This window comes from Streptomyces sp. URMC 129, assembly GCF_051386415.1.
In the GTDB taxonomy this organism is placed as follows: Bacteria; Actinomycetota; Actinomycetes; order Streptomycetales; family Streptomycetaceae; genus Streptomyces.
In genome coordinates this window covers 1-8,959 of record NZ_JBPQTQ010000181.1, presented here as the reverse complement: position 1 = coordinate 8,959, position 8,959 = coordinate 1, and the positions used below count along the sequence as shown (strand labels likewise).

The window sequence follows — 8,959 nt, the reverse complement described above, 5'->3', positions numbered from 1 at the left end:
CTCCCGCGCCGCGTCGGCCGGCGCGGGAGGCCCGGGAGGCGACCCGTCCGGAGCGCCCGGCTCCGCCTGCCCCGCCCGGCCGTGGGCCGGCGGGCCTTCGAGGAGCTGCGGGGCCAGATGCGTCATGCGCACCCGGCGCGGCAGGCCCCCGCCCGGCGGCCGGGGCTGCGGCTGGACATGGGCCGGGACGTGGGGCTGGGACTGGTGGGGTTGCGGCTCGGGCCGGGGCTGGAACGGCGCCGCCCCCTGCTGGGGCAGGTCGGCCACGGCGGGCCCGGTGCCGTTGACCGGCACCGGCGGGGTCCGCCGGTGCCTGCCGCTCTCCGTGGGGGGCACCGAGGCGAGGTGGCGCTCGGCCCGGTCGTCGGTGGGCGGGGCCGCCGCCGACGGCGGCGGCGCCTCGACGATCTCGTGCGGCAGCAGGACGACGGCGAGCAGGCCCTTGTAGGAGGAGGGCCGCAGGGTGACGGTGATGTCGTGCCGCCGGGCCAGGTGGCTGACCACGATGAGCCCGAGCCGGGGGTCCTCGCCCAGCGTGGTCAGGCTGAACTCCGGCGGATCGGACAGCAGGCGGTTGGCGGCCTCCAGGTCCGCCTCCGACATGCCCAGGCCCCGGTCCTCGACCTCCACCGCCACGCCCTGCGCGACGGGGACGGGCCGGACGTGCACCTCGGTGTGCGGGGGCGAGAACACCGTACCGTTCTCGATGAGTTCGGCCAGCAGGTGGATCACGTCGCCCACGGCGGGCCCGATGACCGCGTGGCCCGCGGTGCCGTCCACCACGACCCGCGCGTAGTTCTCGACCTCCGAGACCGCGCCCCGCAGGACATCGGTCAGCGACACGGCGGTGTGCCAGCGGCGGCCGGGCGCCGCGCCGCTGAGGATGGTCAGGCTCTCGGCGTTCCGCCGCATGCGGGCCGCGAGGTGGTCGATCGCGTACAGGTCGGCGAGCTCCCCGGGGTCGGTCGCCTTGTGCTCCATGCCGTCGATCACGCTGAGCTGACGGCGCAGCAGGACCTGCGTGCGGCGCGACATGTTGAGGAACATCCGGCGGGTGCCCTCGCGCAGCTCCGCCTGCTCCAGCGCGACCGCCACCGCCGTCCGCTGCGCCGTGCCGAACGCCTGGGCCACCCGGCCGAGTTCGTCCTTGCCGAAGTCGAGGGCGGGCACCCGGTCGGCCTCGGGGACCGGCTCCCCGCGCCGCAGCCGGTGCACCAGCGCGGGCAGGCGCTGCTCGGCCAGCTCCAGCGTGGCCTTGCGCAGGCCGGACATCCGGGTCAGCAGCGAGCGGGTGATCCGGTACGAGACCAGGGCGCACGCGACGATGCCGGCCAGGCCGATGGCGCTGCTGACGACCACGCGCTGGAGGAACGCGTCCTCGTCGTGCTCGGCCTGCTCGGTGAGCGTGACGCGGTAGCCGGCGGCCATCCGCGCGAAGCCGTCCAGGACGGCGGCGGGTGCCTCGGCCCACCCCGCCTCCAGCGGGGGCAGCACCAGCTCGGTTCCCGTGTCACCCGCGTCCGGCGCGTCCCCCGCGTCCGGCGCGGCGGGCGCGGAGCCGGTGACGACGGCGCGCTCCAGGGCGGCGAGCGCCGCCCCCGCGTCCTCCGTCAGCGTCTCGTCCAGCAGCTCGCGCTGCTCGGGCTCCAGCTGCGGGGCCAGGTTGTCGAGCAGGTGTTCCCGTACGGCGATGGTGGCGGTCAGCGCGTCCCGTTCCCCGGTGCTGATGGTCCCGCCCGCGGTCGCCGCGCCCAGCAGCGCGTTCTCCTGGGCCAGCAGCTCGCCCGCCTCCACCAGCGCGAGCAGGTCGAACAGATCCTCCGTCAGGTCAGTGCTGGAGTCCGAGACGCGCACGATCGGCTCGAACAGCTCGTCGGAGGCCCGCACGGCCCGGGTGTAGGCGTCGAAGGTGTCGAGACGGCCCAGGCGCCCGTCGTCGATCGCCGTACGCGCGGCCTCCAGTTCGGCCAGCCGTCCCGTCAGTTCCGAGGAGGCGGCGGGGAAGGCGGGCACATCGGGCCACAGGGCGTCGAGGTTCGCGCGCTGGTAGGCCTCGATCGCGGCGTCCGTCTCGTCCCGCCGCGCCTCGAGGCTGTCCCGGGTGGCCCCGGAGGCCTGCCACACCAGCGTCTGGTGCCGCTCGGCCTGGAGCGCCTGCCGCAGCGGGCGCCACACCGCCTCGGTCGCCCGGAAGGACCCCCGGCCGTCGCTGAGCCGCTGCCACGGGTCGAGGAGCACCGCCGTCCCGGCGGCCCACAGCCCGATCATGGCGCAGACCGGGATGATCACGAGCAGGATCAGCGAGAGCCGGATGCTGCCGTGGCGCCGCTTCCGGGCTATCGCCCCCAGCCATCTGTTGCCGCTGCGTATCACCTTGCTCCTCGGTCGCGGTGGCGTGGGCCCGCCCGGAGCCGCGGTGGCGACACCGCGACCGGAGCACGGAACCCGGAAGCGGCACACCGACAGGTCGACGGACCCCGTCCCACAACGGGCGCGACCCGGCCCCCGGCCGGCCTGGCGAAGGTGGATATGTGGAGGAGAGGAGCAGCTCCGCGGGGCCCGGCCCCGGGGGGCGCGGTGTCCGGCCGGGTCCGCACGCACCGCGGCTTCCGGGGATCGCCCTCAGCGGCGGGACATGAGACTTCGCACCGGAGCGCCCGGCCCGCATGTCACCGCGCCGTCACCTGAGCGACAACCTCTCGCGCGGCGATGCTAACCGGTGGCATGCTTTTCCGCCACAGGCGGAAACGACCTTTCTCTCTTTCGCGACACACCCGGCGCGGCACCGCCGCCGTGTCCGGCACGCGCGCACTTCCGCCCAACGCGGCGCTTCCGCACCCTCCGTGACCACGTGTCACCTCACAGCGGCGGGTCCGTGCCCGCTCGCGGACAGAGCGTGAAGACAGTGGAGGACGGACCGCCCGCCCGGCCCGTCCTGACATCGCCGCACCGCCCGGAACCCGCCGCGGTCGCACGGAAGCCGACGTCCTGGCCGGTTTCCGTGCCCGGGCCCGCGCCGCGGGGGCCAGGGTTGCCCCGGCCCGCACCCCCCCCGGCGGCCGGGCCGGCCGGCCGCGCCGGGCCGCACCCGCCACCGCGGCGGTGCCCGCGGCGATGCCCGCACCCGGGGGAGACGGGCTGACGGGAACGCCGGTGAGGACGAGCGGCTCCGGCCGCCCGCGCGGGTGAGCGGCGTACAGGTGCGCCCCCGGCATGGCTACATGCCGAAGGGGGAAGGTCCGACCAGCGGGTTCCCGCCGGCCGCCTCGTGATCGAGGGGCGATTCACCCCTTCGGCTCCGCGCGGAGGGCGGTCATGGTGGTGCTCTCCGCAACGAACCGGGACACGTCGGCGTGCCTGGCGACAACTGGTCGTTCCGGCCCCGATGGTGCTGCCGCGCCGCCGCCGGAGCCGGGGGGCCAGGTGCGCAGCGAAAAACACCCCCGGAACCACCCGACGCCGGACTCACCGCCGGTGAACAGGCGCGACTTCGCTCTCCGGGGAGGCGCTTATGGGACAGCCGCCGGCAGGAGATAGGGGCGTTCCCACTGGCCCATTACGCCGTCCGGCATCTGATGTGTGAGGCGGCTGACCAGGCCGATATCGGCCCCGGCGGACTGTCCTTCCCCTCACCGTCCGACTGAAGTCCTTGCGGCAGCCCGCGCGGAAATCATGGAAAGGTGGCACGGCGCCGGCCCGCGAGCTGTCGAACTCCTCCACGCGAACGCCTGCGGAAAGAAGCCTCGCACCGAAACCACCGTCCACCACCCGGCCTCACCCATATCAAGATCCTCGCCCTTTCCTGACCGCATGGCATTGGGCTTGACACCCCGTTACCACCTGCGTTCAAGGTCACCGCTACTTGACGGCTTGGTCCCGCCAGTGGGAGTTCACGAGGAACTCCGAGACGCCGCCGACGAATGCGGTACCGGCCCATTGTTCGGCACGGAGCAGGTACATGAACCAGGCGGTGAGGTAGCCGCGAAAGCCGCCGCCGTCGTGCTCGATGGTGGTGTGGTCCGCATGGCGCAGCACACCGACGGCGGCCGGTCCCGGTACGCGGTCGAAGTAACGGCGCTGAGCCGCGGGCGGCGCGGCGATCAGGTCGTCCTCGCCGCCGAGGAGAAGGACGGGACAGGCCAGCCTTTCGAGCCGGAACGTGTCACGGTCGGCGACCCAGCGCTCGTCGGGAAGCGCGACACACAGCGCGGCGGTGATGAGCCCGTCCGCCGCGACAGCCGCGTTGACCGCGCCGCCGGCGCCCTGGGAGTGCCCGAGCGCACCGATGCGCCGGGTGTCGATCCGGTCGTGGAAGACACTGCCCGGGTCATCGTTGGCCACCACCAAGTGCCGTGCGCCGGCGAGCATTTCGGTGCCCTGGCCGGTGGCTCCGCTGTCCGCGGCGATGACGACGAACCCCCAGGAGGCGAGGTGCGCGAGCAGCGCGGTATAGGTCGCGGGCCGGGCCCCGGTGCCATTCCCCCAGGTGAGCACCGGATGCCGCAGGCCATCCCCGCCCAAGTCCTGTGGCCGGTAGAGGGCATAGCCGGGAAGACCGCTCAGGACCACGCCATGCGGCCCGGACCGCGCATACCAACTCTCCACGGCGTACGCGGTACTGGCATGGCCGACGCCGGTAAGGCCAAGCGCGCCGGTGAACCCCGAAAGGCCCAGAGCCGCAGTGAGCAAGGTGCGACGCGTCGTTCCAGCCATGGCATCCACTCCCGGCGTCATTACCGTGGTGATTGTCAGCCGATGCGTATGTCACCGGGCGAGCGGCATACGCGGGTTATGGATTTCCGGCGGGCGGCCGGGGTCGTCCTTGACTCCGCCTGATGAGAAACTCTAGCGTACCCGAGGTGTCGCCAGTATCTATACCATCGGCCAGCGGCTCCGGGAAGGACGGTAGCGACATCGTGCTCACCCCTCTCCGAAGGGAAGCCGCGCAACGGACCGAGTTCGAGATCGCCGAGAACCCCTGGAGCGAACTGCCGCTCTCGCTGGCCGCGTTGCTGCGGCCACACCTGCCCGCCATCGGAGCGACCACGGTCAGAGCGGTCCAGCGCCGGGTGGAGGACTACCGCTGCCCGCTCGACTCGCCCACCGGCCGGAAACTCGTCTCCGCCGTGCACCGGTCCCTCGAGGACTTCGTGGAGCTGATCGAAGACCCGGTCAGGCCCCCGGACCGGGCGGCGTTCTTCCAGGACCTGGGACGGCTCGAATTCCTCCGCGGGCGCGGCACCGACGGCGTCCAGGCCGCGTACCGCGTCGGGGCGCGGGTGGCTTCCCGCCGGTACGCGGCGATCGCCCGGTCCGCCTCGTTCCCCTACGAGGTCACGTTCATCCTCAACGACGCGGTGCTCGCGCACATCAGCGATCTGTGCGGCGAGATCGTGAAGGGACACACGGCGGCCCGCGCCCACGCCATCCGGGACATCCCGCGCACCCGCCAGATCCTGGCCGAGTACTTGCTGGACCAGCGCACCTGGCCGTCCTCCGAGCCCGTCGAGGCCCTGGCCGCCCGCGCGGAGTGGCCGTTGCCGGAACGCGTGGCATGCGTCCTCGTCCCGTCCGCGCCGGACGGCATCCACGGTCTCGACGACGACATCCTGATCCTGCGTCGCGGTACGGACGTGCGGCTGATCGTTCCCGGCCCCGAGTCACCGGACCGGCTCCGGCGCCTGCGCCTGGTGTTCAGGAACATCCCGGCCGTGGCGGGGCCGCCCGTGCCGCTGGACCAGACGTGGCTCTCGCTCTGCTCCGCCCGCCTGGCCGTCCGGCTCATGAGCCGGTCCCGACGCGGCATCCCGGGCCTGACCAACGCCGCCGACAACCTTCCCGACCAGTACCTGCTCCACGGCGCCCCGCTCGCGGACCTCGTCGCCGACCGCGTCCTCCTCCCCCTCCGCGACCTCCCTCCCGAACGGGCGGCACGCCTGGCGGAGACGCTCGACGCACTCCTGATGTCCTGGCGCCGCAGCGCGGGCGAAGTGGCCGAGGCCCTGCACATCCACCCCCAGACGGTCCGCTACCGAGTCCGCCAACTCGACACCCTCTTCGGCCCCCGCCTCGCCGACCCCTCGTTCCGCTTCCAGGCGATGATCGCCCTGCGCTCCCGGGCCCTGAACGGCACGGCACCGCGCTGACCGGCTCGCTTCCGGGGCCCACCGAAGGCAAGCCGTACGCCCGTGGCTGTCCCGTCCGTGGGTCCGTGGCGTCTCCTCGGGGAGGTCTTCCCCGTAGGTGACGTCCGGCTCGGCTGCGAGGGCCCCGGCCGGCTGGGACGTCCGGGTCTGGTCGATGGCGATCCGCCTGAGCGGGCCGAGGCCGCGGAGCCGGGAGAGGGCGTCGCCCCGCAGGCCCAGGCCGCGCGGTACGTGCCGCCGTCGAACTCGGTCAGCCGGAGTGCGCAGTCGTCGATCAGTACGGCGCCCGGGCCGGCGGCGGCGAACGCGGTCTCTCCCCGGCGTCGGCAAGCCCCCCACGGCTACGAGGCCCGCCACGTTCGGCACCCGGTGCCGGCCGAGCGCGCCGGAGGCATCAAGGAGACGCGGCCGAAGGTCCGCCCCGCCACAGGGTGGCCGTCACCGCCGTTCTCCGGTGGCGCGTGACCGAACGCCCCGGAAACAACGCCGGCTCGCCGGACCCGTAGCCGAACAGCGGGACACGCCGCACCCCGACCTCCCCGGTATGCTGCCCGTCACCCCCCTGGGCCCCGCCGAACTCCCGGACGACCTCTCTCCCTCGGTTGTCCGGAGCCCTGCGGCTGGAGATCCGCCACCACCGGCAGACCAATGTGGCCGACTGCCGCATCACCCTCACAGCGGACACGGTCGGTCACACCGCCGACACAGCTGCGTTGGCCGTCGGGGTGGTCCGCGCCACCCTGGCGCAAAGTGACCACAACGAACACTGCGTCAAGCCAACAGAGGAGGAAACGGTGACCAAGAGCACAGGCTCTCCGTCATCCTTCTGCGTGGCGCCCCCGGCAGGACTCGAACCTGCGGCCAAGCGCTTAGAAGGCGCCTGCTCTATCCACTGAGCTACGGGGGCCGGTCATGGTCATGGCGTGGGACGGTGCCCCCTTGGTGACCTCGCCGCGCACAGGATAGGGCTTCAAGGGGATCGTCCCGGTTGCTTCACCGCAACACCCTCCTGTGGAGATCCAGTGAAGCAGCCCTGATAATCGCAGGCGAGTGCGAGGAGCGCAGCGTTTTTGATCGGTCGGATCGGGGGTGTTGCGCAGTCGTTATCCCGCGGTCATGCGCCCGCCCGCCCGCTTTGGGGCGCGTTCGGGCGGAAATGCTAGGGAAACGGATTGAAATTAGGCATTCTGCGCATGTGGCGATCTTGCACGCACGGCCCGAACTGCTGGACGCGCTGACCGAACTGCGGAAGCGTCTCGCTGCCGCGCGCTTCCCGCTGGACCTGCCCGGAGCCGAACGGGCCCGGCGGTCGCGCGCCGAGCTGCTCGCCCAGCTCGACGGCTACCTGCTGCCCCGGCTCCGTCACCCCGAGGCGCCGCTGCTCGCCGTCGTCGGCGGCTCCACCGGGGCCGGCAAGTCCACCCTCGTCAACTCGCTCGTCGGCCGCCGCGTCACCGAGGCCGGGGTGCTGCGGCCCACCACCAGGACGCCCGTCCTCGTCTGCCACCCCCACGACCAGCACTGGTTCTCCGGCCGCCGCGTCCTGCCGCAGCTCGGCCGGGTCGTCGGCCCCCGCCAGGAGACCGAGGGGCCGCCCGCGCTCGCCCTGGTGACCACCCGCGCCCTGCCCGCCGGCCTCGCCCTCCTCGACGCCCCCGACATCGACTCCCTCGTCGCCGCCAACCGCGACCTCGCCGCCGACATCCTCTGCGCCGCCGACATCTGGGTCCTCGTCACCACCGCGTCCCGCTACGCCGACGCCGTCCCCTGGCACCTGCTGCGCAGCGCCCGCGAGTACGACGTCACCCTCGCCACCGTCCTGGACCGGGTCCCGCACCAGATCGCCGCCGAGATCTCCCGGCACTACGACAGCCTGCTCGACCACGCCGGCCTCGGCGACGTCCCCCGCTTCACCGTGCCCGAGCTGCCCGAGTCGGCCGGCGGCGGCTCCGGGCTGCTCCCGGCCAGCGCCGTCGCCGGCCTGCGCGAGTGGCTCAGCAGCCGCGCCCAGGACCCCGCCGCCCGCGCCGGGGCCGCCGCCCGCACCGCCACCGGCGCCCTCGGCTCGCTGCGCGCCCGGGTCGCCGCCCTCGCCTCGGCCGGCGCCGCCCAGTACGCCGCCGCCGTCCGCCTCGACCAGCGCCTCGCCGAGGCCTACGCCGAGGCCGACCGCCGGGTGCGCGCCTGCCTGTCCGGCGGCGGCCTGCTGACCGGCCAGGCCCGCGCCCACTGGCTGGCCTTCCCCGAGGACGCCAGCGCCGAGGAGCTGCTCGACGCGCTGACCCACGGCCTCACCGGGCTGCTCGTGGAGGCCGTCTCCGCCGCCGACGAACGCGTCACCGCCGCCTGGCGGCACGAACCGGGCGCGCCCGCGGGCGGCGACGACACCGGCGAGGCCGTCCGCGAGCGCGTCGGCCTCCTCGTGCGCCGGCTGCGGCGCTGCCTGGAGGAGCTGACCGAGGAGGCCAGGGCCTCCGCCGGCGCGCGCGGCGAGCCCGGCGAGGACGCCGAGACCGCGGCGCTGCTGGCCGCCGCCCTGCTCGGCGGACGCACCGGCAACGTCGCCCAGCAGGCCCTGGCCGGCGTCCTCGGCCCCCGGGTGGCCGTCAAGCTGCGCGACCAGGGCGCCCGCCAGGTGCGGGCCTGCGTCGAACGCGTCCTGACCTGTGAACGCGAACGCCGCGGCGCCCCCCTGCACCGCCTCGGCATCACCGCGGCGCCGCAGGTCGAACTCGTCGCCGCGCTGTCCGCCGTCCAGGCCCGGCACACCCGGACCGCCGCATGACCCGCCACGCCCCGCTCCCGCACCGCCC

At 74.0% G+C, this 8,959-nt stretch carries 4 protein-coding genes and 1 tRNA gene; 2 read left to right on the top strand and 3 right to left on the bottom strand.

Features of this window, described 5'->3' with window-relative positions; genetic code table 11:
- Positions 1-2,373 (bottom strand): sensor histidine kinase (locus tag ACSNOC_RS25835; protein WP_436749982.1); only part of this gene is annotated, 2,373 nt, incomplete at its 3' end.
- A gap of 1,485 nt (positions 2,374-3,858) precedes the next feature.
- Positions 3,859-4,713: a poly(ethylene terephthalate) hydrolase family protein gene (locus ACSNOC_RS25830; RefSeq protein ID WP_436749981.1), complete on the bottom strand. Its 855-nt coding sequence runs from the start codon at positions 4,711-4,713 to the stop codon at positions 3,859-3,861.
- Between the two features lie 203 nt (positions 4,714-4,916).
- Between ACSNOC_RS25830 and ACSNOC_RS25825 the strand changes: the two genes are divergently transcribed.
- Complete coding sequence (locus tag ACSNOC_RS25825) at positions 4,917-6,146, top strand: helix-turn-helix domain-containing protein (RefSeq protein ID WP_436749980.1); 1,230 nt, start codon at positions 4,917-4,919, stop codon at positions 6,144-6,146.
- 831 nt (positions 6,147-6,977) lie between these two features.
- On the opposite strand, the gene ACSNOC_RS25820 is transcribed toward ACSNOC_RS25825, so the two are convergent.
- Positions 6,978-7,053: transfer RNA gene (locus ACSNOC_RS25820), tRNA-Arg, on the bottom strand.
- A gap of 297 nt (positions 7,054-7,350) precedes the next feature.
- On the opposite strand from ACSNOC_RS25820, the gene ACSNOC_RS25815 reads away from it, so the two are divergent.
- Positions 7,351-8,931 (top strand): dynamin family protein, encoded by a 1,581-nt coding sequence (locus tag ACSNOC_RS25815; protein ID WP_436749983.1) that lies wholly within the window; start codon positions 7,351-7,353, stop codon positions 8,929-8,931.
- Positions 8,932-8,959 lie beyond the last annotated feature (28 nt).

Coding starts and splice junctions, on each gene's coding strand:
- ACSNOC_RS25830 (WP_436749981.1), bottom strand. CDS start 4,713: ATGGCTGGAACGACGCGTCGCACCTTGCTCACTGCGGCTCTGGGCCTT.